Source organism: Burkholderia sp. AU27893 (assembly GCF_002223205.1).
GTDB lineage: Bacteria > Pseudomonadota > Gammaproteobacteria > Burkholderiales > Burkholderiaceae > Burkholderia.
In genome coordinates, this window is sequence record NZ_NKFD01000005.1 from 1,103,281 (window position 1) to 1,129,344 (window position 26,064).

Here is a 26,064-nt window from a genome sequence, read left to right on the forward strand (position 1 = left end):
CGGTGCAATAATCATTGTTATCGGTGCAATCCATGTCGAATTCCGAATATCTGCAGTTGGCGGACGCGATCGCCGCCCAGATTGCCGACGGCACGCTCAGGCCGGGCGACCGCCTGCCTCCGCAGCGTCATTTCGCTGACCAGCATGGCATCGCCGCATCGACGGCGGGACGGGTTTATGCGGAATTGCTGCGCCGCGGCCTCGTGGTCGGTGAAGTCGGTCGGGGCACTTTCGTGTCGGGCGAGACGCGACGCGGGGCCGCTGCGCCGGGCGAGCCTCGCGGCGTTCGGATCGATCTCGAGTTCAACTACCCGACCGTCCCGGCCCAGACCGCGTTGATCACCAGAAGCCTGCGCGGATTGCACCGACCTGCGGAGCTCGACGCCGCGTTACGCGAGGCGACGAGTACCGGGACCCCGGCCATCCGAAGCGTTACCGCCGCGTATCTGGCGCAGCATGAATGGGCCCCATCGCCCGACCAGCTCGTGTTTACCGGCAACGGGCGGCAAAGCATCGCCGCGGCCGTTGCCGCCGTCGTGCCGACCGGCGGGCGCTGTGGCGTGGAGGCACTGACCTACCCGTTCATCAAGGGCATCGCGGCCAAGCTGGGGATCTCGCTGGTGCCGCTGGCGATGGACGAAGACGGCGTTCGGCCCGACGCCGTGCAAAAGGCTCACCGCGAGGCCAGGCTGTCGGCGATCTACGTTCAGCCGGCCATCCAGAATCCGCTGGGCACGACGATGAGCGCCGCTCGCCGCGCCGACCTGCTGCGTGTCGTCGACAAGCTCGACATACCGGTCATCGAAGACAACGTTTACGGTTTTCTCGGCGACGAGCCGCCGCTGGCCGCACTCGCTCCAGATGCCTGCATCGTGATCGACAGCCTGTCCAAGCGGGTCACGCCAGGCCTGACCCTCGGCTTCATCGTGCCGCCGCCGCGGCTGCGCGAAAGCGTGATGGCGTCGGTACGCTCGGGGGGATGGACCGCTTCCGGGTTCGCGTTTGCAGCCGCGCAGCGATTGATGCGCGACGGCACCGTGGCCGAACTCGCGAGATTGAAACGCATCGACGCCAGCGCGCGTCAGGCGCTGGCGATCGAGCGCCTCGCGGGTTTCGATGTCCGGACCAACGGCAAGTGCTATCACCTGTGGCTGACGTTGCCGGCGCACTGGCGTTCGCAAGCCCTCGTCGCAGCCGCGGCCCGGCGCGACATCGGGCTGACGCCGTCGACCACCTTCGCCGTGTCGTCCGGCCATGCGCCGAACGCAGTCCGGCTCGCGCTGGCCGCGCCGAGCATGGATCAGCTCGATGCCGGCCTGCGCACGCTGACCGCGATGCTGAACGGCCGGGAGGACGATTTCGACGCGACCGAGTAAGCAGCGCGCGGATGCGTCGGTATGCACCGCCCCCCTGATTCGGTATCCGGATCAATATCAAGCCGTCACCGCCGACCACCCGCCAGCAGCGCCACGCCGTCACTTCGTCAGCAGCTCGGCCTCCAGCTCGCGCAGCCGCTCCGGGAACCGGACGCGCAATACCAGGAACCACCCGAGCCCGATCACCAGCAAGGCGACGAACACATAAGGCAGCCACGCATAGACGCCCGCCGGCACCGGATACACGCTGCCGGCCAGCGGAATCGCGAGCAGCACGACCGCCACGACGCTGATCGCCACATGTCGTGCACGCAGCCGGCGCTGCCGGCGCAGATAAAGCGGCGCGCCGATCGCCACCAGCACGTACGCAAGCAGCCAGCCGTACGTCGCGATCGAACTGAGATAGCCATACGAATCGAGCAGCGCGGTGCCGCGTGCGGTGAACACCAGCGCGGTCACCAGCGCCAGCACCGCGATCAGCGCGACCGCGACGTGCGGCGTCGCATTCCGCTCGTGCGCCTGGCCCGTCGACGCATGCAGCACGCCCTGCCGCCCGAACGTATAGACGATCCGCGCCGCCGCATTGATCGACGAGAAGAACGCCGCGAAGAAACTCAGCGCCACACCCGCGTCGATCAGCACGCCGACCCAGCCGGCCCCGAGCCGATGCGCGAGCACCGCGAGCGGGCCGTCGACCTGATCGAGCGGCGGCGTCTGCCCGTGGAACGCGCTCACCATCCCGTACGCGCCGATCACGAACAGGATCGCCGGCCCGACGACGCTGATCAGCACCGCACGCGGAATCGCGCGGAACGGGTCACGAGCTTCCGCGCCGAGCACGGTCGCACTCTCGAACCCCGTGAAGCTGAAGAACGCGAGCACCATCCCGAGCTGCAACTGTGTCGGCTTCACGCCTTCCAGCATCAATTGCGCGCGATCGACCGGATGCCCGCCGAACGCGATCGTCCCGACCACGACGACGGCGATCAGCAGCAGCGTCGCGAGTTCGACGAACAGCGTGAAGCGCGTGGACAGCCGGATGTCGCGAAACGCGATGTACCACGCGGCGAACGCGGTGACGACCGTGAGCCCGAGCACCGCGCCGAGCGGCGTCGCGCTGCCGAGCAGCCCGGTCTCGCGGCCCAGCACCAGAAACGTGTTGATCGTCCCCTGCAGGATGCCCGCGGCGGCCACCGCATAGGCGATCAGCAGCGACCAGCCGCAGATCGCGCCCCAGACCGGCCCGATGCCGGCCGACACATATGCATACAGCGCGCCCGGCGACGCCGAGTCGCGCGCGAACACCGAGATGCTCCACGACGCGAACAGCAGCGCGACGATCGCGAACAGGTAGGCCAGCCACGTGCCGTTGCCGGCCGTCGCGAAGACGGCGGGGATCAGCACGCCGATCCCGCCCGACACGCCGACGAGGCCGATCGACTGCGCGATCAGCTCGGGCAGGCTGAGATAGTTGCGCCGCAGGCCGCCTGCCGGCGGCACGGTATCGTGCGCAGGCAATGCCTGCGCGGTGCTTGCTGGATGACTCATCGATTTATATCGTCAGGAATGAAGCGAAGCCGTGTAGGCCGCCTGCGCAGCAGTGAAGGCTGCCAATGCGGCCACCGGGTTTCCTTGCCCATGTTTCGTCGCGGGAAATACGCCGGCACGACCCGGCTAATTCCACGAATGGCGCGCGGGCTTCACGCCATTGAGGTAGTAGTTGCCGATCGCGTGATACTTCCAGCGCACCGGGTCGTGCAGCGTATGCACGCGCGCGTTGCGCCAGTGGCGGTCGAAGTTGTATTTCGCGAGCGTCGACTTGCTGCCGCCGAGCTCGAACAGCTTGCTCGCCGCGAGCAGCGACACCTCGGTCGTCGCGATCTTCGCCTCGCCCACCGCGATCGCGGCCTGTGCGACCGTTTCCTCGCTCGGCTCGCGTTTGGCCGCATCGACGAAGCGCCCCGAGCGCGCGAGCAGCGCTTCGGCCGCATGCACGCGATACGCGATGTCGCCGATCTGCGCGACCGTCAGCGGATCCTCGCTCGCGCGTTCGACGCCGCTGTCGATCCACGGGCGCGCATGCTGCTGCACGAACGCGATCGTGTCCTGCAGCGCGGCGCGCGCAATGCCGAGGTCGATCGCAGCGGTCGTGATCTGCGCGAACGGGCCCGCGAAGGTCGGGCGGTCGTACGAACGCTGCGTGTGGAAAATTTCGAACGGGCTCACGCGCACGTTCTCGACGATCACCGTGCCGCTCGCGGTCGTGCGCTGCCCGAAGCCGCTCCAGTCGTCCACGACGGTCAGCCCTGGCGCCCCCTGCTTCACGAACGCGAGCACGGCCTGGTCCGACTCGTCGAGCGCGAGCACCGGAATCCAGTGCGCGAACAGCGTGCCGGTCGAATAGAACTTGCGGCCGTTCAGCACGAACGCGTCGCCGTCGCGGCGCACACGCGTCTGGATATCGAGCACGTTCTTGCCGCCCGCTTCCGAGAATGCATTCCCATAGCGCGTGCCCTTCAACACGAGATCGAAGAAGAAGCGCTTCTGCGCATCGCTGCCTTCGAGGCGGATGTCCTCGATCAGGCAGTAATGGTTCTGCGGGATCTGGCCGAGCGACGGGTCCGCCTGCGAAACGATCGCGATTACCTCCGCGAGCGTCACGGTCGACACCTCCGCGCCGCCGTATTCGCGCGGCACGGTAATGCCCCACAGGCCGCTCGACGAGAACAGCTCGATCTCGTCGAACGGCAGCTTCCGCTCGCGGTCGCGCAACGCGGCGTGCTCGGCCAGTCGTGCCGCGACCTGGTGCGCGACGTCGAGTGCCTCGGCATCCGAGCCGATGACGGGAACGGAAGCGTGTGGGGTGCCCGCTTGGGGTTGCACGTTTTCTTCGATGAATTCCGTAGACATGTAGATTCCGGTAAAGCGCATGAACCGGCCGGCGGTGCCGCGAAGCGTCCGCCAGCCTCCTGTTTCGATATCCGAAACGTTGAACCTGGATGACCCGCAAGAGCGGCCTTCGTCATCCGGTCGGTCGGCCTGCGCGCGGCACGCGTGAATGCGCGCCGCGCACCGGCCTCCGCGTCACGCGGCAACCGCCTGCTGCTGCGCCTCGAGCTCGCGCACGAGCGGCAGCACGCGCTGGCCGAAGTACTCGACTTCCTCGATGAAATGCAGGAACCCCGCGAGTACGAGGTCGACGCCGATCGCCTTGAGCGCGACGATGCGTTCGGCGACCTGCTGCGGCGTGCCGATCAGGTTCGTGCGGAAGCCGTCGTTGTACTGCACGAGATCCTCGAACGTCGACTTCGCCCAGTTGCCCTCGCCTTCGGGCGATGCCTTGCCGGCCTGCTTCACCGCATCGCCGAACGCGTGCACGGCCTCGACGTGCGCGTGCCGAATGATGTCGTCGAGCACGGCCTTCGCCTCTTCCTCGGTATCGCGCGCGATCACGAACGCGTTGACGCCGATGCGCACGCGATGGTTGTTCGCCGCCGCCTTCGCGCGGATGTCGTCGATCTGCGCCTTCAGGTTCTCCGGCGTATTGCCGTTCGTGAAGTACCAGTCCGACACGCTCGCCGCGTTGTCGCGCGCCGCCCGCGAGCTGCCGCCCTGGAAGATCTCCGGATGCGGCATCTGCACCGGCTTCGGGCTCAGCGTGTAGTCGTTGAAACGGTAGAAATCACCCTTGAACGTGAAGTTGTCCTGTGTCCAGATGCCCTTCAGCGCCTGGATGAATTCCTTCGAGCGCCGGTAGCGTTCGTCGTGCTCGAGCCACGGCTCGCCGATCGCGGTGAATTCGCCCTTGAACCAGCCGCTCACGACGTTGATCGCGATGCGCCCGTTCGAGATGTGGTCGATCGTCGCGAGCTGCTTCGCGACCACGGCCGGATGCCACGGCCCCGGCAGGATCGCGGCGAGCACCTTGAGCTTCGTCGTCGCATGCAGCAGCGCCTGGCTGAACGACACCGACTCGTGCTGGTATTCGGCGCCGTAGCCGGCCGTGAAGCGAATCTGGCTCAGCGCGTAGTCGAAGCCGGCCGCCTCGGCCGTGCGCGCGAGCTGCTGGTTGTATTCGAGGCTCCAGTCGGTGCGCTGCTCGATCGTGCTGACGACGAGGCCGCCGCTGACGTTCGGCACCCAGTAGGCGAACTTGACGCCGTCGGCGGAAGAGTCGGTATGGCTCATGAGTGTGTCCTGATCGGAAAAGAAAACGCAGGCGGCCTACGCGGCCGCGACGGAAAGCGCATGCGGGCGCAATTGCGGCACCGCGCGATCGACGGCGAGCGCGATACGCGCGCGCAGCGCCGGGTTCGTGATCTGGTACTGGTCGAAATCGCCTTCGGACGCATACACGCCGATCGGCAGCGTGCGGGCCTGGAAGAAGCTGAACAGCGGGCGGAGCTGATGATCGATCACGAGCGCATGACGCTCGCTGCCGCCGGTGGCGGCGAGCAGCACGGGCACGTCGATCAGCGCTTCGTGATGCACGAGGTCGAACAGGTGCTTGAAGAGGCCCGTGTACGACGCGCGATACACGGGGCTCGCGACGACGAGCGCATCGGCCGTCTCGATCGCGCGGATCTGCGCATCGAGGTCGGCCGGCACCTGCGCGCGCGTCAGCGCGCCGGCCAGCCGACTGCCGATCTCGCCGAGTTCGATCAGCCGTGTTTCGATCGGCAGTGCGGCGCCGAGCGCCGCGACGATCGCGTCGGTCAGCGCCAGCGTGCGCGACGGCCGTTGGAGGCCGCCCGATATCGCGACCACGTTGATTGCATTGCTCATCGGTTGCATTCCCATTGTCGAGTCGGGTGCCGACGCACCCGTCACGTCATGGGTCAGCAAGGAGCGTGCCATTTCAACGATCGAGACGGAAACCGATCGTCTGCATGACGAAATGCATCGCGATCGACCGCCAGTCGCGGCGCCGCCGTTGTTCGCGCACGCCGATAAGCGTGCCAGCCATGGCGTCACAACCATATTCCACAGTGCGATGAACTCGGGGAAACAACGCTGCTGATCCGCTGCTGCGTGATCAGCAGCGCGATGTGCGGCAGGCGGGTTTTTCCGCTTCGACACGGATTCCGGCAGGCTCACGACGTCCATCGGCACGCATTGGCGCCCGCTTTTCCCGTTCACGCGCCGGCGCGACGCATCCCACCGTTGCAGTAGCGCCGGCATGGCTGCCGCATCGTCGCTTTGCGTGCTGCCGATCGCCGTGCCGCGCGACCGTGCCGTGCGCGACTGCGTCCAGCGCAGCAATCCGGCATTGGTTATCAGAAATCGATGTTTCCCGCGTTGCACGAAACGTTGAACACTCTGCTGATCACGCAGCACCCGGCCAGCAACGCCCGCCGCGGCCTGACCGATTTCGTGCAGCCACCCGACACATTCATCGCCATGACACCCATTTCCGTATCGCCCCGCGCGGAAGGCCTGCGCGTCGTCGCGCCGCCCCGCGACGAACCCGCGCCCCCTGATGCGCTGCAAATCGCCGAGCGCCTGGCGGCCGGCTTTGCATGCACCGCGGCCGAGCGCGACCTGCAGGGCGGCACGCCGAAGGCCGAGCGCGATCAGTTGCGCGACAGCGGCCTGCTCGCGCTGAGCATCCCGTCCGCCTACGGCGGCCTCGGCGCGAGCTGGCGCACGACGCTCGACGTCGTCCGCGTGCTCGCGGCCGCCGACAGCTCTCTCGCGCACGTGTTCGGTTTCCACCACTTGATGCTCGCGACCGTGCGTCTGTTCGGCGCGCCCGCACAGTGGGAATCGTGGTTCGAACGCACCGCGCGCCAGCGGTGGTTCTGGGGCAATGCGCTGAATCCGCTCGACGCGCGCACGATCAGCCGCTCGCGCGGCGCATGGCATGAATTCAGCGGCCAGAAGAGCTTTTGCTCGGGGGCGCTCGATTCGCAGATGCTGATCGCGTCCGCGCACGATGCGCAGACGCGCGCATTCCTGATCGCGGCCGTGCCGACGCAGCGCAGCGGCATCTCGATCGCCGACGACTGGAACAACATCGGCCAGCGCCAGACCGACAGCGGCACGGTCACGTTCGAGAAGGTGCGCGTCGAGGATCACGAATTGCTGACGGACCCCGGCCCGCTGTCGACGCCGTTCGCGTGCCTGCGCCCGCTCGTCGCGCAGCTCGTGCTGACGAACGTGTATCTCGGCATCGCCGAAGCCGCGTTCAACGACGCGCGGCACTACACGCTGCACGAGGCGCGGCCGTGGCCCGGCGCGCAGGTCGCGAGCACCGGCGACGATCCGTACATCCTCGGCCAGTACGGCGAATTCTGGGTCGGGCTCGAAGCCGCGCGCGTGCTCGCCGATCGCGCAGCGGACCGGCTCGACGCCGCATGGTCGCGCGATGCGGCGCTCACCCAGGCGGAGCGCGGCCAGGTCGCACTCGCCACGGCCGCCGCGAAGGTGTCGGCCGCGCGCACCGGGCTAGACCTCTGTACGCGGATGTTCGACGTCGCCGGCGCACGCGCGACGCACGGCGCGCTGCGGCTCGACCGGCACTGGCGCAACCTGCGCACCCACACGCTCCACGACCCGCTCGCGTACAAGATTCGCGAGATCGGCGAATGGGCGCTCAAGCGAACCTATCCGACGCCGGGCTTCTACTCGTGAATCACACCCCTTCCGATGCGTGGCCAGACGCCGCGCCCGTCCTCACGCTGCCCGACCGGCCCGCGCTCGCGACATCCATTCGTGCCCGCGCGCAGGTGTTCGTCGACCCGCGCTCGGTCGCGTTGCTCGACCGGATTCGCCTGGTCGCGCCGAGCGATGCGAACGTGCTGATCGTCGGCGAGACCGGCACCGGCAAGGAACTGATCGCGCGCCACGTGCATGGCCTCAGCCGCCGCAGCAGCGGGCCATTCATCGCGGTGAACTGCGGCGCCTTCTCCGAAACACTCGTCGAGAGCGAACTGTTCGGTCACGAGAAAGGCGCGTTTACCGGCGCGTTCAGCGCGAAGCCCGGCTGGTTCGAAGCCGCGAACGGCGGCACGCTGTTTCTCGACGAGATCGGCGACCTGCCGCTGTCGATGCAGGTCAAGCTGCTGCGCGTGCTGCAGGAGCGCGAAGTCGTGCGGCTCGGTTCGCGCACCGGCGTGCCGATCGACGTGCGCGTGGTTGCCGCGACCAACGTGGATCTGCAGCAGGCCGTCGCGAACGGACAGTTTCGCGGCGACCTGTTCTACCGCCTCAACGTCGTACAGCTCGCGGTGCCGACGCTGCGCGAACGCCCGGGCGACATCCTGCCGCTCGCACGCCACTTCTTCGACGACTACCGCAGCCGCCTCGGCTACGGGCCGCGCAGCATCGACCCGCGCGCCGAGCGCCGGCTCGAGGCACACAGCTGGCCGGGCAACATCCGCGAACTCGAGAACGTGATCCATCACGCGTTGCTCGTGAGCCGGAGCGATTCGCTGCAGGAGGCCGATCTGCATATCGCGTCGTCGGGTGTGCCGACGGCCGCCTCGAGTACGCCAGCGCCGGAACCCGACCCGGCCGCCGGCGCGCAGGCCGCACTCGAACGCGCGCTGCGCGACCTGTTCGACGAGGATCACGGCAACCTGTTCGAGCGCATCGAGGACACCGTGATGCGCGTCGCATTCGAATTCAGCCACCGCAACCAGATCCAGGCCGCACGGCTGCTCGGCATCAGCCGCAATGTGCTGCGGGCGCGGCTGATTCGCGCGAAGGAAATTGCGGCGGTGAAGTAGCCGCGTATGGGGGCGCACCGCTGCCCGGCTCCGGTGGGATCGCGTCGCGTATCGTGCATCAACGTTCAAACCTGATGTATCGTGGCGCGAGCCAGAGCTTGAGCAGGCGATCGTACCGTAGCGGCAAACGATCAACGCAGCGTCTTTGTCGTCCACAGGTGCCCACCTCACCAATCGGTGGACACCCATGCTCATTGGTCAGCGCGCCGTGATGTAGACGTCGAGAACGGCCCCCTTACGGCCGCTCAACCTCAATTGCTATAGATCAGACCGCGAGCGGCGCCGTTGACGTAAATCCTGCCGTACGTGTTCCAGTCGCCGGCCATCACGCCAGAGCCGCCGAATTGGTGCGCGTCATCGTTGAAGCGCGCCCACGTTGCACCCCCGTCGTCGGAATGGTAAATGCCCCAGACACCGTTCAATGTGCCTTCCACATAGACCGCGGCCGAGTACGGCGAACCGGCCGGCGCCTTGCCCAACGCGATCACGGTGGCGCCCGGTGTATCGTTGGTCGACGCAAAGACACCGAGCTTCGTCCAGGTCGCCCCCGAGTCCACCGAGTGGTACACGGCCGTGCCGTCGGCCAGCCAGAGATCACCCTCCGCGTTCGGATTGACCACCATCGACGAATCCCCCCACGCATTCCAGGCCAGGTTCGCGTTCACCGAACCCTGGCTCAGCGCGAACGTGTGGCCGCCGTCGTTCGAGACGTAGATCTTGCCGCGCTGCCAGCTCCACGGTGCGCCGCCGGAGTCGTACGCATAGACCTTGTTCGGGTTCTTGCGGTCCGCGGCCAGGCGGTAGGCGCGCGGGAAGCCGTTCCAGGTGGCACCGAACGCCGGCAGGTTGGTCGCCGTCCAGCTGGCGCCATTGTTTGTCGTGTACGACGGCACCGAGTCCGGCGGTGCCCAGGTCACGTTGTTGCGGGACGGGACCACCAGGTTGCCCACGTTGCTCTGGCTTGCCGCTGCGCCGTTGGGCAGCGACGCGAACGTCGACCAGCTATTGCCGCTGTCGCCGGACCAGAAGCCCTTGGTCGCATGGCCGTTGGCGTTGTCGACGCCCGCGGCGGCGATGTACGTCGGATCGGACCACGACATGTCGGCCGAATTGCCGCTGCTCCACGTGTTCAACGGGCCTTTCGTCGGCCTCGTCGAGAGATCCGTATTGACCCACGTGCCGATGTCGCCGGCGCTGTTGATGAAGTTGTACGACGCGCCGGGCGGCGCCGTGACGAGCGCCAGCGTCACGGTTTCCTCGAGGTTGTCGACCTTGGGGCTCCAGGTCGGCGCGAGCGACGAGGCGTTCATGGTTTCGCAGATGCCGCCGCCGTGAACGTGCATGACGTGATCGCGATTGGCCGGGTCGATGGCGACGCTCTCGACCCAGCCGGCGCAGCCACCCGAGGCAGTGCCGATATGCGGCATGCCGGCCTCGATTTCGCGCCACGTACTGCCGTCGTCGTCGGATAGCTGGATGGTCTTGCTGGTGTCGCTCCAGCCGGTCATGCCCAATGCGATTCGGGCGGACGCGCCCAGACCGGAGACGGACAGGCCGCCAAAGCCGTTGCTGCTGGAGCGGTTGAGCAGCGTCCAGTTGCTGTCGTTACTTCCGCCGAACTTGTACAGATAGCTCGGTCCGCCGATGCCCTGGCCGACGCCCGCGTTGAACACCACGTAGAAGTTTCCGTCGGACGTGCGCACGACGTGCGGGATGTAATAGCCGGACACCGTCGGCGGGACGGGCACCGGCGTCCACGAAAAGCCGCCGTTGGTGGACTTGTACAAGGTCGACGTCAGGCCCGCCGCGTTGGCGTAATCCGGGGCGACGGTGGCCCACATGATCCAGGTCGGCTGGCCGCTGCCCTTGCCCGACGTATCGAAGATCACCTGTTCGACGCCGATCGGGGAACTGCCGCCGCTGATCGTGGCGGAGGACAGACCGGTGACCTGCGTCCAGGTGCGGCCCGAATCGGCACTCTTCCACAGGCCGGCCGTGCGCGATCCGTAGAACAGCGTCGACGGATTGTTCGGGTCGACCTGCAGGCGCTCGCCCGTGGCGCGGCCGTTGTCGTTGCCGCCCACCGGGAACGGCAGGTCGTAGTGCGTCCAGGTGTCGCCGCGGTTGCTCGAGATGTAGATGCGGCCGTTGTGACCCTGCGTCACGGTAATGCCGGTCATCATGTAGACGAGCTGATCGTTGTTCGGGTCGAGCGCGAGGCTTTCGACGCCGTGGAAATCGCCCTCGCCTGCACCGAAACCGATGCCGTCGGTGATGGGCGTCCACGTCGAACTGGTCGCGTTCCAGCGGTACGCGCCGCCGACGTCGGTGCGTGCGTACAGCAGGCTCGCGTTGACGGGATGGTAGATCAGCCCGGTGACGTAGCCGCCACCGCCCCACTTGACGCTGGTCCAGCTGGCCGCCGGCAGGTTGCTGCCGCTGCCAGTTCCGCCGATCTGGCTACGATTGGCGGCTGCATTGGCGCCCGCATGGGTCACGCCTGTCGTGCTATCGGATCCGTCACCACAGCCCCATAACGCACACGCCATCGCCGCAGCGGCAATCCATCGTTGAGAAAACGAAGTCATCAGAAGTCCTTAAGGAAAGAGGTCCATCGCAAGGCCCGCCGTCGGGCCCTGCGTGATCAACTCGTCATGAGCGACGCAATCTGCGCAGCGCTGAGCGCACCGCGATAGATGCGGAAATCGTCGATCAGGCCGTGGAACGTGGCGTCGGCACTGTATTGCGATTTGCCCAGCCAGTTCTGCGTGGTAGGGCCAAGGCGGAACGGCGCCTGGAACATCGCCGTGTTGGTGCTGACGGGCGTGCCGTCCACGTAGATCGTGCCGGTCGAACCCGATAGCGTGACGGCCACATGCACCCATCGCTTGCTCGGCAGCTCGGTGGGGGCATCGATGATCTGCTCCGGCGGGCCGTCACCGGGGCCGTTGGCTGTCATCGCGAAGCGCATGCCGGCCCAGCCGTTGCGCAACTGCGCGCGCGGCGTGAACATCATGTAGCGGTGGAAGCCCGTGCCGAAGTCGAACAGGCGTGCCCACGTTTGCGCGCCGTTCCAGAACACCCAGCTGGCGATGGTGAAGTCCGACACGTCGACCAGCAAATCGTCGGGCAACGCGACATACGCGCCCGAGCCGTTGAGCGAGACCGCGTTGCCGTTGTGCCCCGCTGCCCACGTTGCGCCGTTGAGCGTGCCATTGCGCCTGTTGCCCGAGCTATCGGCGGCCGTGGTGCCGCTGCCTTCATCAAACGTGAGGTGCGCGAGCAGCTGCTGCGCCGTGACCACTTTCACTTCGTTGGAGAGCGCCGATTCGCCCGCAATCGTTTGCGCTGTCACGACGTAAAAATACGTGCCGGCAGCGGCTGGCAGATCCGTATAGGTCAGCAGATCGGTGATCCCGCTCTGGATGGTTTTGTATGGCCCGCCGGCAATGGTGGCGCGCTTCACGTTGTAGCTGACGGCGTTGCTGCTGCCCCACCACGACAGCACCGCCTTGCCCGCGCTCGCGTACCCGGTCAGGCCGGTCGGCGTTGCGGCGGGGGTGCCGGGGTCGAGCGTGCAAGTGAGCGTGCCGTAGCCAAGCTGATCGAAGCCGCCACTGTTCGGGCCATAGTTGCCGCCGCCACCTTCCGGTGCCACCAGTTCGGCAGCGCGCTTGGTATAGGGCGCCGCCAGACCTTTGCGGTTGATGTAATGGTTGGCCACCAATGCCCAGCAGGGCCGCCCCAGGGCGTCGCCTCGCCCACCGGCGGCGAACTGCGTCTGGGTGACGCCGGCGCTGTTCTGGTACGTGACGAAAGGCACCGTGTAGAACGCGCCGTCCGCCTGCTTCAGGTTGGCCTTGGCCACGTATTCCGCGCCCGCCAGAAAGCGATTGTTGTCGTAGCCGTACAGGTCGATGCCCTGATTCCACGCCATCTCGCAAATGGCGCCCGTCAATGCAATGCCGAGTGTGCTGTGGCCCTGGTCCCGGCCGGCTTCCTGCCATTGCCCGAGGTTGCCGGGGTGCAGGTAGTACACGGCTTGCCGGATGCAGCCGTTACTGCCGCCGGTCTTGAAATGGGTGACGGCCTCGTTGACGAGCCCGGCATCGTCGCACAGCACGCCGATGGCCAGGATGCACGCGATGTTGGCCAGGCCCCAGTTGGCCCAGTAGTGCGTGTCCATCGCGGTGTCGACACGGGTCAGGAAAGCGTGACTGACCGGGTAGAAGACATTGCGCATCATTGCCTGAAACGCGGCAAGCCCGGCCGCACTCCAGCCGCTGTAGCCGCGCATGATTTCAGCTGCGTTGGCGAATTCGTAGCCGTAGATGCCGGCGGCGAGCGCCACGTCGCTGCCGCCAAGCGTCGTCAGTGTCGAGGCCCACTGGTCCAGATACTCCACGGCTTTGTCGGCATAGCGTTTGTCGTCCGACACCTTCCAGCGCAGCGCGTCGCCATAGGCGGCGGCGATGTCGTTGTAGAGCGCGCCGTAGTTCTGACCATGCGTGGGATCATTGCCGCGATAGATGCCGACCTGCGGGTTCGGCTTGTTCGTCAGGCGCGTGTGACCGTTGGCGACGAGCACGTTCCAGCTGTCGATCCACGGGGAAGCGTGGGCGCCGACTTTAGCGCGCATGCGTTCGAAATCCGCGTCGGTATGCAGCAAGCCGGGATGCGTGAAGGTGCGGGTTTGGGCAGTGCCTGCCGACGTCGCGCCTGCGTCGATACCGTCCGGAGCCGGAGCACCTCGGGACGCCTGACCGATGCCGTTCGTCGATGGTCGCTCACCGCCTGTCACCACGTCGCTTCCGTCACCGCCGCATCCGGCCAGAAGCGCGGCACCAAGCCCCATCACGAAATGGCGTCGTGCAATATTCTCGATGTCGCCGAGTGGGACGATTTCCTCGGATGGCATCGTCGATGCTCCGTTGTCTCGCATATTGGGATCCCCAGTTTTTTAGCTATGGTCGAAGCAAAAAAAATGTACGAACCGTTCCGTATTCATCAGGAACGCGTAGCATTCTATCCAGTGCGACAGGGAGGTAATCAAGCGAAAAAAAACATATTCACTCATGACACGCAGCTGTCACATATGTGACGCACGGATTGAGGAATGCGCGAAGCGGCCGGCCACCGCCGTAGAACAAAACAAAGTCGAGCCTGGGCATGATCTGTTGTCCGTAGCGCGCTCACAGCGAAGCACGCCACCTCGAATCCGACGACCCACCTGCCGATAGAAGTTCGGCGTTGACGGCTGCGGCCGAACTTGCATCTCTTGCCTCGCTCGGAATGCACGGCCAAAGGTCGCGCATCTCACAACATGTGGGGGCGTGCGCCGCACTCCATACATCAACGTCCGAACCTGATGTATCGTGGCGCGAAGCGTGCGCGTCGCTTCGCCCGTGCGGAAGGTCATCCATTCCATGACCGCCTGCCCCCGGCGACAGCGCCCGCACGATCCTGCGCAACACGAAAGGCCGTCCGGCGCCCGTGCGGGCCCGGCCAGGCCTCGTTCACCGTCCGGAACCCGTCGCCATGAAAAAGCTTGTCAACCGCCCGTCCGATGTCGTGCGAGAAATGCTGGAAGGCATCGCGCGGCAGTCGCCGCATGTCGCGATCCTCGGCGACGAGCACGTGCTCGTCCGCCAGCCGCTGCCCGAACCCGCGCAGCGCCCCGTCGCCGTCCTCTCCGGCGGCGGCAGCGGCCACGAGCCCGCACACGGCGGCTATGTCGGCGAAGGGATGCTGAGCGCGGCCGTCTGCGGCGAAGTGTTCACGTCGCCGTCCACCGACGCCGTGCTCGCCGCGATCCGCGCCACCGCCGGCCCGAACGGCGCGTTGCTGATCGTGAAGAACTACACCGGCGACCGGCTCAATTTCGGGCTCGCCGCCGAACTCGCGCGCGCCGAAGGCATTCCGGTCGAGACGGTCATCGTCGCCGACGACGTATCGCTGCGCGGCCGCGTCGAGCGCGGCCAGCGGCGCGGGATCGCCGGCACCGTGCTGATCCACAAGCTCGCCGGCGCGGCCGCCGCGCGCGGGCTGCCGCTCGCCCGCGTCGCGGCGATCGCGCGCGACGCGGCGGCCGAACTCGGCACGATGGGCGTCGCGCTCGACGGCTGCACGATCCCGGGCGCCGACAAGTCGGGCTTCAGCCTCGGCGATCACGAGATCGAACTCGGTCTCGGCATCCATGGCGAGAAAGGCGTCGAACGCCGCGCGCCGCTGCCGGCCGATGCGCTGGTCGACACGCTGCTGTCGAGCATCGTCGCCGATCTCGTGCTCGACCGCGGCGAACGCGTCGCGCTGTTCGTCAACGGCCTCGGCGCGACGCCGGACATGGAACTCGCAATCGTGCTGCGCGCCGCGCACGACCACCTGCACCGGCGCGGCATCGTCGTCGCACGCGCGTGGGCCGGCACGTTCCTGTCGGCGCTGAACATGCCCGGCTGCTCGATCTCGGTGCTGCGGCTGAACGACGAACGCGCGGTGCTGCTCGACGCGCCGACGCAGGCGCGCGCATGGCCGGGCGGCGGCGCGGTGAATACGCAGATCCGCGTGGCCTCGGCCGCCGCGCAGGAGGCGCCGTTGCCGCCGCTCGATGCGGCCGGCCGCGCATGGGCCGCGCGCCTGCAACCGGCACTGCACGCGGTCGCGCAGACGCTGATCGATCACGAGCAGACGCTGACGGACCTCGATGCGGCGGCCGGCGACGGCGATCTCGGCGCGAGCATGCTGCGCGCAGCGCAGGCGATCCTCGCGCTGCCGGAAGCCGCGTACGGCACGCCGGCCGGCGCACTCGCGGCGCTCGGCGCCGCATTGCGCCGCGCGATCGCCGGCAGTTCGGGGCCGTTCTATGCAACCGCACTGCTGCGCGCGTCGCGCCGCCTGGCCGATAGCGCCGAGCCGTCGGCGCGCGACTGGGCCGCGGCGTTCCGCGGCGCGGTGGATTCGATCAGCGAACTGGGCGGCGCGCACGCCGGCGACCGCACGATGCTCGATGCGCTGGTCCCGGCCGTCGCGGCATTCGAGCGTGCGCTCGACAACGATCGCGATCCCGCGAGCGCGTGGGCCGCGGCGGTCGAAGCCGCCGAGCACGGCGCGCAGGAAACCGCCCGCATGACGCCGCGCGCCGGACGCGCGAGCTATCTCGGCGAACGCGCGATCGGCACACCGGACGGCGGCGCGGTGGCGGTGTCGTATTGGCTGCGTGCGTTGCAGGCGCACATCGCGTAAAAGGGTGAAGGTTGAAGGCGCGACAGTGCGCCTTCAATGCAGCGGCACGCACGACGCCATGGCGCGCGACGTGCCGATGCCGTGGATCATTGCGATGCCGGTCGGCTTCGCCTCCGCCGACATTCGCATCGAACCGTCCGCAATCGATCAGCCCGTTTTCGTCCGCCCGGGCAACAACGCCGCACCAACCGCCGCCACGGCGAAACTCGCGAGCCAGCACCAATAGCCGATCGCGTCGAGATGCACGGGCTCGACGGTCCCTGCTTCGTCGACGGCAATCTGGTGCTGCGACAGGAAACTCATCCCGAACAGCAACGCCAGACCGGCCAGCACGATCGCCTGCGCGCGGTAGCGCTTCACCGTCAGCAGCCAGGCGGCAAAGACGAACGGATTCGCGAGCCATGCATAGATGCCGTCGAGCAAGCCCATCCAGCCCGTCAGCAACACCTGCCAGCCGTCGGCCCATGGATGCGGGGCGGGCGTGCCGGTGCGGAACGGCGCGGTGAACATGGCGACCAGATAGAACAGCATGCTGATCGCGAGCAGCACGGTCGTGGCGCGACCCATCGGCGGGCGAACGGGCGCGGTGGCGGGAGTCGAAGGTTTCATCGTCGGGCCGGGGGTCCGGCGTCGCGGCGCGCCGCCGGACACACCCGATGCACGTCGCTCAGACGCCTTCGACCAGCACGGCGCGATAGCGCGCGCCCTTGAAGCGGTGCTGGGCGACGGCCTGGTATTCGGGACCGTGATACCACGCGTGCGCGGCTTCCTTTGACGGAAACTCGACGATCACGACGCCTTCCGGGCCTTCGCCCTCAAGCGTTTCCTGCGGCCCGTAGGCTGCGAGCACCTTCACCGGATGCCCGGCGAGCGTGGCGCCGACCTTGCTCTGGTAGAGGTCGAATTCCTGCTGGTCCTGCATGCTTTCACGTGTAAACACGATGTAGGTAGCCAAGATGCGTGCTCCTGATGCGCTGCGTGGAAAGGGAAAGGGCCGGCCGCGCATCGCCTCGTCCGGCGAACGGCACGCGACCTGCCCGCAGCTTACAGGGGATTGCCGACGAGCGTCGGGGCTGGCCGAGCGCGCATCCGGCCGGCTTGCTGCGTGCGACACCGGTCACCCGCGTACGACTCCTGTCGCATGCGGATAACCGGAACGGGGCCCGTCACGCAAGCGTCGCCGTGGCCTGCATCGCCAGCCAGCCGTCGCGATCCTTCGCCCACAGCTCGATCGTCCGGCCATCATCCGACGGCTTGCCGCACAGCGTGAACGGCTCCCCGTCGAACGTCGGGCGCACCGCGCGGAACGCGAAGCTCGCGAGCGTCGCACCGGGCCGTTCGCGGTGCACGAGATCGACGAGCAGCGTCGCGATCAGCGGGCCATGCACGACGAGCCCCGGATAGCCCTCCTCCTGCGTCACGTAGCTGCGGTCGTAGTGGATGCGATGACCGTTGAAAGTCAGCGCCGAATAGCGAAACAGCATCACCGCGTCGGCCGTGACCGTGCGCGACCACGTCTCGCCCGCCGGCGCAGCGACCGGCTTCGGCGCCGGCGCGCCCGGCTGCGGCGCATCGCGATAGACGATGTCGTGCTCCTCCTCGACGCACAACGCGCCGTCACACTCGATCCGGTGCTGCACCGTCACGAAGACGAGCCGGCCGCTGCGGCCCGTCTTGTCCTCGATGTTCTCGATCGTCGATTCGCGCGTCGCGCGCCGCCCCGTGCGCAGCGGCGCATGGAAGGTCAGGCGGCCGCCGGCCCACATGCGGCGCGGCAACGGCACGGGCGGCAGGAAGCCGCCGCGCTTCGGGTGGCCGTCGGGGCCGACTTCGGCCAACGGTGCGACGGGCAGGAAATAGAGCCAGTGCCACATCGGCGGCACGACATCGCCGGGCGGCGGGCGGTCGAGCGTGGCGGCGAGCGCGTTCAGCGGGAACGCGGTGATGTCGTCGCCGAGCGTTTCGGTCTTGCCCAGCCAGGCGTCGAGCGACGCCTGGCCAAGGGGCTGCGAGGATGAAAGGGACACGTGCGGAATCTCCGGGTGGCTTGCAACGGCCTCAATATGCACGCCGCGCGCCGTTTCGCGAAGCCGGATTTCCCGAACCCCGGCTTCGAACCGGCCTGACCTGCCGAGCGGCCCGGCCGGACGACTTTCATCTGACCATTCGATCGCAGCCGCCAACGCGCCACCCGTTCCGGTAAAACCTTACAGCTTGACCATCCCCGGCACGCCGCCTAAATTGCATCAGACGATGCCTGCCGGGCCGCGTGCGACGTGTCATCCGGGTGACAAAAACGATAGTTTGCTATCGAATTAATTTGCCCCTATCATCTCGCCCATGACCAATCTGCACGACCTCCGCCTCGCCGTCAGCAGCCTTCTCGTGCTGTCCGCGCGCAAGTGGCGCCGCACCAGTGACGGCGTGCTGACCACGTACAACGTGTCCGAGGCCTGCGCGACGCCGCTGCTGATCGCCGGGCGCCTCGGAGAAGGCGTGCGCCAGGGCACGCTCGCCGAATACGTCGGCATCGAAGGGCCATCGCTCGTGCGCCTGCTCGACCAGCTGTGCGCGGCCGGCCTCGCGCGCCGCGACGAGGATCCGCACGACCGCCGCGCAAAAACGATCTCGCTGACGGCTGCCGGCCGTGCGGTCACCGCGAAGATGGAGGAAGACCTGCGCGTGCTGCGCGCACAGGTGCTCAAGGGTGTCACGCGCGCCGATCTCGAGGCGACGCTGCGCGTGCTCGACGCGTTCAATGCGTCCGAATCGCACACGCCCGCCGCGCGCCCCTCCCATACCGGCGACGCCACGTCATGACCTACCCGAGCCTTCGCGACTGGCTGTTCTCGGGCAAGACGTTCGCCGCGTCGATGCTCGCGCTGTATCTCGGCCTGTATTTCCAGTTGCCGCGCCCGTACTGGGCGATGGCGAGCGTCTACATCGTGTCGAACCCGTTCGTCGGCGCGACGCGCTCGAAGGCGCTGTATCGCGCACTCGGCACCGCGCTCGGCGCGGCCGCCGCGATCTTCTTCGTGCCGCCGTTCGTCGAGACACCGCTGCTGTTCGCGATCATCGTCGCCACCTGGTGCGGCACGCTGCTCTACCTCGCGATCTCCGATCGCACCGCGCGCAGCTACGTGTTCATGCTCGCCGGCTACACGATGCCGCTGGTCGCGCTGCCGACCGTGACCGATCCGTCCACCGTGTTCGACGTCGCGATCGCACGTACCGAGGAGATCGTGCTCGGCATCGTGTGCGCGAGCGTGGTGGGCAGCGCGATCTTCCCGAACCGGCTCGCGCCGACGCTGATCGAGCGCACCGACGCGTGGTTCAAGGATGCCGCGTTCTACGGCCGCGAGACGCTGTCCGGGCACATCGCCGGCAAGGCGCTGTCCGCGTGCCGGCAACGCCTCGCGGCGACCATCACGGGCCTCGAATTCCTGCTGAGCCAGCTGAGCTACGACCATGCGCACCCGCGCATCCTCGCGCGGGCGCAGGCGCTCGCTGGCCGGATGCAGTTGTTCCTGCCGCTGATGTCGTCGCTCGCCGATCCGTTGATCGCGCTGATGCGCGACCTGCACATCCGGCCGGCCGGGCTCGACGAATTGCTTGCCGATGCCGCGAAATGGTTCGACGCGCCGCTGCCGGCCGTCAAGGCCGGCGCCGATGGCGACATGGCCGACGACCCGGTCGCGCAACGCCTGCGCGAGCGCATCGCCGCACTGCAGCCGGCCGACGACGCGCTGGCGAGCTGGGACGGCGCCCTGCTGTCGAACGCGCTGTGGCGGCTGCGCCAGGTCATCGACATCTGGCAGGACTGCCGTTCGCTGCGCGCGCTGATCGGCAATGAAGCGGGCGTCTGGCAGCCGCGCTACCGGCACTGGCGGCTTGGCGGCACCGAGCGCTTCTTCGATCGCGGGATGATGCTGTTCTCGACGCTGACCGTCGTCGCCGCGATCGTGTTCGCGAGCTGGCTGTGGATCGCGTCCGGCTGGCACGACGGCGCCGCCGCCGTCACGCTCGTGGCCGTGTCGTGCAGTTTCTTCGCCGCGCTCGACGAGCCCGCGCCGCTGGTGTTCAAGTTCTTCCTCGCGACGACCGCGAGCGTCGTGTTCGCGGGCCTGTACCTGTTCGTCGTGCTGCCGCACGTGCACGATTTCGCGATGCTCGTCGTGATGTTCGCGGGCCCGTTCATCCTGATCGGCACGCTGCTGCCGCGCCCGCAGTTCAATATGGTGACGATGCTCGTCGCCGTGAACACGGCCACCTTCATCAGCATCCAGGGTGCGTACGACGCGGATTTCTTCGTGTTCCTGAACAGCAACCTCGCGGGTGTCGCCGGGCTGCTCTTTGCGTATGTATGGACGCGTGCGACGCGGCCGTTCGGGGCGGAACTCGCGGTGCGGCGCCTGCTGCGCTCGGGCTGGGAAGACGTCGCGCGCTCCGCGTCGACGCAGCCGCTCGACGACCAGCGCAACCACGCGTCGCGGATGCTCGACCGCGTCACGCAGCTGCTGCCGCGCCTCGGCGCATCCGACGACCACCGCCACCCGTCGATCGAGAGCTTCCGCGACCTGCGCATCGCGCTCAATGCGCTCGACCTGCGCCGCTCGCGCCGCCGGCTGTCCGGCGACGTACCCGACGCGATCGACCGCGTGCTGGCCGGCGTCACCGATCACTACGAACGCTGCGCCGCCGCGAACGCGCGCCAGCCGGCGCCGCCCGCGCTGCTTGCGACGATCGACGACGCCCTGCAACGCGTCGCGGGCCGCAACCTGCCGGCCGCCGCGCCGGCCGAAGACGGCGCGGCACCCGCCGCACCGGCCACGCCCGCCACGCATCGCCGGCTGCGCGACACGCTGCACGCGCTCGTCGGCCTGCGCCTGTCGCTGTATCCGGCCGCGGCCGGGCAGCCGCCGCAGGCGCCGGACGGAGCACGCGCATGATCCCGCTTTCCCATCCGTCCTTCCGACCGCGACCATGATCGGCGAAATCGATATCTTCGGCGTATTCGTGCCGGCCCCGCTCGTGCTGATGCTGATCGCCTACCTGATCAACATCGTCGTGCGCGCCGTGCTCGAGCGCGTCGGCTTCTACCGCCTCGTCTGGCACCGTTCGATCTTCGACCTCGGCATCTACGTGTTCGTGTTTGCCGCCGTCGTGATCGTTTCCCACCATCTCGTGGCTACCTAACGTGAAAAAAACCTGGCTCTCGGCAGGGCAAATCCTGCTCACCCTGATCGTCGTCGTCGTGGCTGCCGTCGTGCTGTGGCGCATCGTCAACTACTACATGTTCTCGCCGTGGACCCGCGACGGTCACGTGCGCGCCGACGTGATCCAGGTCGCGCCGGACGTGGCGGGCCTCATCACGTCGGTGCAGGTCGCCGACAACCAGGAGGTCAAGCGCGGCCAGGTGCTGTTCGTGATCGACCAGGCCCGCTACACGCTCGCGGAGCGGCTCGCCGAAGCCACGCTCGCGCAGCGCCGCGCGACGCTCGCGCAGGCGAAGCGCGAGTACGCCCGCAACCTGCAGCTCGGCAACCTGGTCGCGAGCGAGCAGGTCGAGGAAAGCCGCACGCGCGTCGAACAGGGCGACGCCGCCGTCGCCGATGCGCAGGTGTCGCTCGACACCGCGAAGCTGAACCTGCAGCGCACGACGATCGTCAGTCCCGTAGACGGCTACCTGAACGACCGCGCGCCGCGTGTCGGCGAATACGTGCCGGCCGGCCGCGCGGTGCTGTCGGTCGTCGACCGCAATTCGTTCCGCGTCGACGGCTACTTCGAGGAAACCAAGCTGCGCGGCATCCACATCGGCCAGCAGGTCGACATCATCGTGATGGGCGAGCCGCGTGCGCTGCGCGGCCACGTGCAGAGCATCGTCGCCGCGATCGAGGATCGCGACCGCACGCAGGGCGCGAACCTGCTGCCGAACGTGAACCCGGCATTCAGCTGGGTGCGGCTCGCGCAGCGCGTGCCGGTGCGCGTCGTGCTCGACGAAGTGCCCGACGATTTCCGGATGATCGCGGGCCGTACCGCGACCGTCTCGATGCGCGAAGCCGACACGCGCCGCAACGACCAGGCGAAGCCGGTGGCCGGCGCGTCGTCGGTCGTCGCGCCGGTATCGGCGGCTTCCGGCACGGCCGCCAGCGCGGCAGGAGCATCGCAATGAAGCGGCACGGTCTGCGCCTCGCCGCGACGCTCGCGCCGCTTGCGCTCGCACTCGGCGCGTGCAAGTCAGTCGGCCCCGATTACACGCTGCCGCAGCAGGCGTACGTGAATGCGCCGCTCGCGAACCATGCGCTCGACGATGCGAACGGCACGCTCGTGTCGCGCGACGCCGTGCCCGGCAACTGGTGGCAGCTCTACGACGACCCCGTCCTCAACGGGCTCGTGCGCGATGCACTGAAGTCGAACACCGACCTGCGCGTCGCCGCGGCCAACCTCGCGCGCTCGCGCGCGGCGCTGGAAGTCGCAAGCCAGCAGGGCGGCTTCTCGGGCCGCGCGGAAGCCGCCGTGCAGCGCGCCCAGGAGTCGGCCGAGCAATACCTGCTCGAGAACAAGCTGCCGGTCGTCAACGAAGGCGCGGTCGGCATCAACGTGTCGTACGAGATCGACCTGTTCGGCAAGCTGCGGCGCGGCGTCGAAGCCGCGCGCGCGGACAGCGAAGCCGTCAGGGCCGCCGGCGACCTGGCGCGCATCACGGTCGTCGCCGACGTCGTGCGTGCGTACGTCGAGTCATGCTCGGCCGGCGACGAGCTGGCTGTCGCGAAGCAGTCGCTCGCGCTGCAGAAGCAGCGCGTCGCGCTATCGCAGCGGCTGCGCGATGCCGGGCGCGGCAACCAGACCGACGTGACGCGCGGCGTGACGCAGGTGCGCACCCTCGCCGCCGATATCCCGCGCTTCGAAGGCCGCCGCAAGGTTGCGCAATACCAGCTCGCCGCGCTGCTCGCGCGCTCGCCTGCCGACCTGCCTAAGGCCGTTGCCGAATGCGAGCGCCTGCCTAGGCTGCGCCAGCCGATTCCGATCGGCGACGGCGCCGCGCTGCTGCGCCGCCGCCCCGACGTGCGCGCAGCCGAGCGGCAACTCGCGGCCGCGACCGCGCGGATCGGCGTGGCGACCGCTGCGCTATACCCGTCGATCAGCATCGGTGCGTCGGCCGGCTCGGTCGGTGTCGCCGCCGACCTGTTCTCGTCCACGACGAATCGCTGGTCGTTCGGCCCGCTGATCAGCTGGTCGTTTCCGGTCAACGGCCAGCGTGCGCGCGTACGGGAGGCCGAAGCCGCAACAGGTGGCGCGCTCGCGCACTTCGACGGCGTCGTGCTGAACGCGCTGCGCGAAACGCAGTCGAGCCTCGCGACCTATGCGGCCGACGTGCAGCGCACGGAAGCGCTGCGTACGGCGTATGAATCGGCTCGCAATTCCGCCGACGAAACGCATCGCCTCTATCTGGCCGGCCGCGAGTCGTTCATCTCCGATCTCGACGCGACGCGCACGCTGACGAGCGCGCAGGCGCAGGTGGCGGCAGCCGAAGGCCAGGTCGCGACCGACCAGGTTCGGCTCTTCCTCGCGCTCGGCGGGGGGTGGGATGACGACGGTACGACGGCCGCACCGGACGCCCGTCCCGCCGCCACGCGCACCACCCCGACGCCCGCGACCAGCGAGTAATTACGGCAGCGCTGTTATCTTCAGTACATCACGCGCACTTGGGGAAACGCTCGGCGGCGGCGGGCTTTCCTGATTCGCGCCATCGCGCCGGAAGGACGACGAACACCCACGTTGACGGTAAACTGGCCGATGCATTTCCATTCGTCTTTCGCCGCTGAACCCCCACAGCATCCACCCGGAGATCCATCATGCGAACCAGCGCCCGCAACCATTTCGCCGGCGAAGTCGGCGCCGTCAAGACCGGTGCCGTCAACGACGAAATCACGCTCCGCACGCAGGACGGCCTCGACATCGTCGCCGTGATCACCCACGGCAGTGCGGCTTCGCTGGGCCTCGCGGCCGGCTCGAAGGCATTCGCGCTCGTGAAGGCGTCGTCGGTGATCGTGATGGTCGACGTCGACAACAGCAAAGTGTCGGCCCGCAACTGCGTCGCGGGCACCGTATCGTCGGTTGCGAAAGGCGCGGTCAATTCGGAAGTCGTGATCCAGGCCGCGGGCGGCGCCGAAATCGTCGCGATCGTCACCAACGACAGCGTCGATCGCCTCGGCCTCGCGAGCGGCACGGCTGCGTCCGCGATCTTCAAGGCATCGAGCGTGATCGTCGGCGTCGAGTGAACGCGTGACGATCGCGATGGCGATCCGGCTGGCACCGCGCATTCACACGAATCACGCCGTGCGGCTACCGGTCGGATGCGTACGATGACCACCGCGATCGATCACGCTCGGCAACGGGGCGCTGCAAACAGATGCGCGCGCGATGCGCCGCACGCCCCATAAACGGTTACCTTGCGCACCGTATCGCCTGCTGTTCATGACGCGCTCAATGCCGGTGCCGGTGATGAATGTCCGGAAAATGCGCATGGCTGTGCGTGATCGGCAGATGCATGTGCGGATGCGCGTGCGGTTCGTTGCCGTCGTACGCAAAATCGTGCGCATGCTGATGATGTTCGTCGTGCCGATGCCGATGCGTGTGCTCGAGTGGCTCGTGCGTGTGCGTGTGTTCATGCCGTTCGCGAACGTGCAGCCAGATGCCGAGCGCCATCAGCACGGCAGCGATCCAGAACGTCGCGGGCGGCAGCGCGGGCCAGATCAGCAGCGACAGCACGACGCCGAACAGCGGCGCGATCGAGAAATATGCGCCCGTCCGCGCGCTGCCGAGATGACGCAGTGCGACGACGAACAGCACGAGGCTGATTCCGTAGCCGCCGAGCCCCGTCAGCATCGCGGCAGCCGTGACCGGGACAGCAGGCAGCGTCGCGCCGGTCGCCAGCGCGATGCCGATGTTCACGGGGCCGGCGATCAGCCCCTTCGCACACGCGATGACCATCGCATCGTTTGCGGCCACCTTGCGGGTCAGGTTGTTGTCGACCGCCCAGCACAGGCAGGCGCCGACGATCAGCAACGCGCCGACCGGCATGCCTGCATGGCCCGGCGTCCACGACAGCAGCGTGCCGCCGGCGACGATCGCGACCATCCCGAGGAACACCTGCGAATCCACGTTCTCGCGAAACACGACCCAAGCGATGACGGCCGTCAGCACGCCCTCGAGATTGAGCAGCAACGCGCTCGTCGCTGCTGGCGTGCTCGACAGCCCGAGCATCAGCAACGCCGGGCCGGCCACTCCGCCCGCCGCAATCGCGCCGGCCAGCCAAGGCAGGTCTGCACGCTGCAGCGGCGCCGCGTCGGCGGTCGTCGCATGCCGGTTGTGCAGCCGGCGAAGCAGGATCCCGATACCGAGCCCGACGCCGCTGCCGAGATAGAACAGGCCCGCGACCATGAATGGCGACATCGCGCCGATCAGCGCCTTGGCGAGCGGTGTTGCGGCGCCGAACAGCGCGGCAGCGGTGAGTGCGACGAGAATCGCGGAATGTCTCGAGTGCATGATCCGGTTCGAATTGACGTTGAAAGGCGCTGGCCGTCGCAGCAGGTTGGCTCGCGGTGGGCTTTTCGCCCCCTTTCGCAATGAAAGCTGCATGGCAGCCGGCCAGCTTGCTGCGCGACCTGACGGCCCCGACGTGATTATCGCGCGTCATCATGTCACGGTGACCGAGT

Annotated in this window: 20 protein-coding genes; 10 read left to right on the top strand and 10 right to left on the bottom strand. The window is 67.8% G+C overall.

Annotated elements, in window-relative coordinates:
• Nucleotides 1-32 precede the first annotated feature (32 nt).
• On the top strand, nucleotides 33-1,376 hold the full coding sequence (locus CFB47_RS37180; protein ID WP_089464232.1) for a PLP-dependent aminotransferase family protein: 1,344 nt from the start codon (nucleotides 33-35) through the stop codon (nucleotides 1,374-1,376).
• A gap of 99 nt (nucleotides 1,377-1,475) precedes the next feature.
• On the opposite strand, the gene CFB47_RS37185 is transcribed toward CFB47_RS37180, so the two are convergent.
• The 4 genes from CFB47_RS37185 to msuE all read right to left on the bottom strand — a co-directional run bounded on the left by CFB47_RS37185 (nucleotide 1,476) and on the right by msuE (nucleotide 6,161).
• Nucleotides 1,476-2,924 (bottom strand): APC family permease, encoded by a 1,449-nt coding sequence (locus CFB47_RS37185; protein ID WP_089464233.1) that lies wholly within the window; start codon nucleotides 2,922-2,924, stop codon nucleotides 1,476-1,478.
• Nucleotides 2,925-3,050: 126 nt separating this feature from the next.
• Nucleotides 3,051-4,286, bottom strand: a complete 1,236-nt coding sequence (locus CFB47_RS37190) for an SfnB family sulfur acquisition oxidoreductase (RefSeq protein WP_089464338.1) — start codon at nucleotides 4,284-4,286, stop codon at nucleotides 3,051-3,053.
• A gap of 174 nt (nucleotides 4,287-4,460) precedes the next feature.
• On the bottom strand, nucleotides 4,461-5,564 hold the full coding sequence (sfnG, locus tag CFB47_RS37195; RefSeq protein ID WP_089464234.1) for a dimethylsulfone monooxygenase SfnG: 1,104 nt from the start codon (nucleotides 5,562-5,564) through the stop codon (nucleotides 4,461-4,463).
• Nucleotides 5,565-5,600: 36 nt separating this feature from the next.
• The gene (gene msuE, locus CFB47_RS37200; RefSeq protein ID WP_089444633.1) at nucleotides 5,601-6,161 is read right to left on the bottom strand and encodes an FMN reductase; all 561 of its coding nucleotides are present in this window, start codon (nucleotides 6,159-6,161) and stop codon (nucleotides 5,601-5,603) included.
• Between the two features lie 501 nt (nucleotides 6,162-6,662).
• Here msuE and CFB47_RS37205 point away from each other — a divergent pair.
• Both CFB47_RS37205 and CFB47_RS37210 read left to right on the top strand, forming a co-directional pair.
• Entirely contained in the window at nucleotides 6,663-8,009 is a 1,347-nt protein-coding gene (locus tag CFB47_RS37205; protein WP_256946845.1) for an acyl-CoA dehydrogenase family protein, read from the top strand.
• Nucleotides 8,006-9,106, top strand: coding sequence for a sigma-54-dependent Fis family transcriptional regulator (locus tag CFB47_RS37210; RefSeq protein ID WP_089464235.1), 1,101 nt, complete (start codon nucleotides 8,006-8,008; stop codon nucleotides 9,104-9,106). The genes CFB47_RS37205 and CFB47_RS37210 overlap by 4 nt, the downstream gene beginning before the upstream one ends.
• A 251-nt stretch (nucleotides 9,107-9,357) precedes the next feature.
• Here the strand turns inward: CFB47_RS37210 and CFB47_RS37215 are convergent, their stop codons facing one another.
• Nucleotides 9,358-11,604 (bottom strand): dockerin, encoded by a 2,247-nt coding sequence (locus CFB47_RS37215; protein ID WP_256946846.1) that lies wholly within the window; start codon nucleotides 11,602-11,604, stop codon nucleotides 9,358-9,360.
• 146 nt (nucleotides 11,605-11,750) lie between these two features.
• Nucleotides 11,751-14,024: a LamG-like jellyroll fold domain-containing protein gene (locus CFB47_RS37220; protein ID WP_089464237.1), complete on the bottom strand. Its 2,274-nt coding sequence runs from the start codon at nucleotides 14,022-14,024 to the stop codon at nucleotides 11,751-11,753.
• 620 nt (nucleotides 14,025-14,644) lie between these two features.
• On the opposite strand from CFB47_RS37220, the gene CFB47_RS37225 reads away from it, so the two are divergent.
• On the top strand, nucleotides 14,645-16,345 hold the full coding sequence (locus CFB47_RS37225) for a dihydroxyacetone kinase family protein (RefSeq protein ID WP_089464238.1): 1,701 nt from the start codon (nucleotides 14,645-14,647) through the stop codon (nucleotides 16,343-16,345).
• Between the two features lie 147 nt (nucleotides 16,346-16,492).
• Here CFB47_RS37225 and CFB47_RS37230 read toward each other — a convergent pair whose 3' ends face one another.
• The 3 genes from CFB47_RS37230 to CFB47_RS37240 all read right to left on the bottom strand — a co-directional run bounded on the left by CFB47_RS37230 (nucleotide 16,493) and on the right by CFB47_RS37240 (nucleotide 18,372).
• Entirely contained in the window at nucleotides 16,493-16,954 is a 462-nt protein-coding gene (locus tag CFB47_RS37230) for a hypothetical protein (RefSeq protein WP_143330920.1), read from the bottom strand.
• Nucleotides 16,955-17,012: 58 nt separating this feature from the next.
• Nucleotides 17,013-17,300 (bottom strand): DUF1330 domain-containing protein, encoded by a 288-nt coding sequence (locus CFB47_RS37235; protein WP_039369252.1) that lies wholly within the window; start codon nucleotides 17,298-17,300, stop codon nucleotides 17,013-17,015.
• Between the two features lie 211 nt (nucleotides 17,301-17,511).
• Nucleotides 17,512-18,372 (bottom strand): MaoC family dehydratase N-terminal domain-containing protein, encoded by an 861-nt coding sequence (locus tag CFB47_RS37240; RefSeq protein WP_179259046.1) that lies wholly within the window; start codon nucleotides 18,370-18,372, stop codon nucleotides 17,512-17,514.
• 313 nt (nucleotides 18,373-18,685) lie between these two features.
• On the opposite strand from CFB47_RS37240, the gene CFB47_RS37245 reads away from it, so the two are divergent.
• From CFB47_RS37245 to CFB47_RS37270, 6 genes are all read left to right on the top strand, one after another.
• Complete coding sequence (locus CFB47_RS37245) at nucleotides 18,686-19,165, top strand: MarR family winged helix-turn-helix transcriptional regulator (RefSeq protein WP_089444601.1); 480 nt, start codon at nucleotides 18,686-18,688, stop codon at nucleotides 19,163-19,165.
• A complete protein-coding gene (locus CFB47_RS37250) occupies nucleotides 19,162-21,294 on the top strand; it encodes an FUSC family protein (RefSeq protein WP_089444602.1) in 2,133 nt (710 codons plus the stop codon). Before CFB47_RS37245 ends, CFB47_RS37250 begins: the two co-directional genes overlap by 4 nt.
• A gap of 34 nt (nucleotides 21,295-21,328) precedes the next feature.
• Nucleotides 21,329-21,541, top strand: coding sequence for a DUF1656 domain-containing protein (locus CFB47_RS37255; protein ID WP_011350409.1), 213 nt, complete (start codon nucleotides 21,329-21,331; stop codon nucleotides 21,539-21,541).
• A gap of 1 nt (nucleotide 21,542) precedes the next feature.
• Nucleotides 21,543-22,517 carry an HlyD family secretion protein gene (locus tag CFB47_RS37260; protein WP_089464240.1) on the top strand — a complete coding sequence of 325 codons (975 nt, stop codon included), beginning with the start codon at nucleotides 21,543-21,545 and terminating at the stop codon, nucleotides 22,515-22,517.
• On the top strand, nucleotides 22,514-24,013 hold the full coding sequence (locus CFB47_RS37265; protein WP_089464241.1) for an efflux transporter outer membrane subunit: 1,500 nt from the start codon (nucleotides 22,514-22,516) through the stop codon (nucleotides 24,011-24,013). Before CFB47_RS37260 ends, CFB47_RS37265 begins: the two co-directional genes overlap by 4 nt.
• Nucleotides 24,014-24,201: 188 nt before the next feature.
• Complete coding sequence (locus CFB47_RS37270; protein ID WP_089464242.1) at nucleotides 24,202-24,627, top strand: molybdopterin-binding protein; 426 nt, start codon at nucleotides 24,202-24,204, stop codon at nucleotides 24,625-24,627.
• 205 nt (nucleotides 24,628-24,832) lie between these two features.
• Here CFB47_RS37270 and CFB47_RS37275 read toward each other — a convergent pair whose 3' ends face one another.
• Entirely contained in the window at nucleotides 24,833-25,894 is a 1,062-nt protein-coding gene (locus tag CFB47_RS37275) for a DMT family transporter (RefSeq protein ID WP_089464243.1), read from the bottom strand.
• Nucleotides 25,895-26,064 lie beyond the last annotated feature (170 nt).